The following is a 950-nucleotide window of genomic DNA, read 5'->3' as shown; positions in this document are numbered from 1 at the left end:
CTGCTCCACGCTTTGTACCCATCCGTACAAGGCGCGCCACTGACTGAGTTTTTGCCTTTTCTGGTCATAGGTTCATTGGTTGGATTCGTGTTGGCGTGTATCGTATTTAGTATCTCTGCGTTTTCGATTCCATTAATGATGGAACGCCGTGTCGACATGATGACAGCGGTGTTTACTAGCTTTAACGCAGTGAAATCCAATATTCCGGCCATGATTGTTTGGGCAGCGATAATTTGTGGCGGTATCTTGATTGGCTTTGCTACCTACGGAATCGGTATGTTGTTTACCATGCCAATTTTGGGCTACGGTACATGGCACGCCTATCATGCAACCATCAAGAAAAAACACACGCCTTAACGGACAAATGCTATGATTCAGCCCTCGCCAACGCGGGGGCTTTTTATTGAATACACCGGAGTATGGATGGACATTGAACTGAGTTATAAAGCCAAGCAAGTCATGGTTGATTGTATCTCTTTGGCACAGCAGGCATTTAAGCGCTCATTCCCTATCCCAAGCATCACATTCAACGTTCGCGGCAAAGCAGCGGGAAAAGCCTACCTTCAATTAAATCAGATTCGTCTCAACCCTATTTTATTTAGAGAAAATCCACAGGCGTTTTTGGAAGAAGTAATTCCTCATGAAGTCGCCCACTTAATCACCTACCAAGTGTACGGCAGAGTTCGACCACACGGAAAAGAGTGGCGGGGCGTCATGGATTCCGTATTTGGTATTCCTGCCAACACCACACACCGCTTTGAAGTTACCTCAGTCCAGGGTAAGACGTTTGAGTATCGTTGCGGCTGCATGACCTACCCGCTCTCGATTCGCCGACACAATAAAGTTCTGCGCAAAGAGGCAACGTACTCCTGTCAAAAATGCCACCAGCCTTTGAATTTTACAGGTGTTCAACTTTCTTAATTTCGCCGGTGAGAAACAGCGGCGATCAC

General features: G+C 46.7%; 2 protein-coding genes. Both read left to right on the top strand.

Annotated features, from left to right (window positions below; all coding sequences use genetic code 11):
- Positions 1-357, top strand: a 357-nt coding sequence (locus R8O10_RS24180; protein WP_318191818.1) for a DUF2189 domain-containing protein, incomplete at its 5' end; no start/stop codon positions are given.
- A 66-nt stretch (positions 358-423) separates the two neighbouring features.
- On the top strand, positions 424-921 hold the full coding sequence (locus R8O10_RS24175) for a SprT family zinc-dependent metalloprotease (RefSeq protein WP_025501414.1): 498 nt from the start codon (positions 424-426) through the stop codon (positions 919-921).
- Positions 922-950: the final 29 nt, after the last annotated feature.

The organism is Vibrio sp. 1727 (assembly GCF_033344415.1).
In the GTDB taxonomy this organism is placed as follows: domain Bacteria; phylum Pseudomonadota; class Gammaproteobacteria; order Enterobacterales; family Vibrionaceae; genus Vibrio; species Vibrio alginolyticus.
Note: the sequence above shows the minus strand (reverse complement) of the source record. Positions and strands in the feature narration are given on the sequence as shown.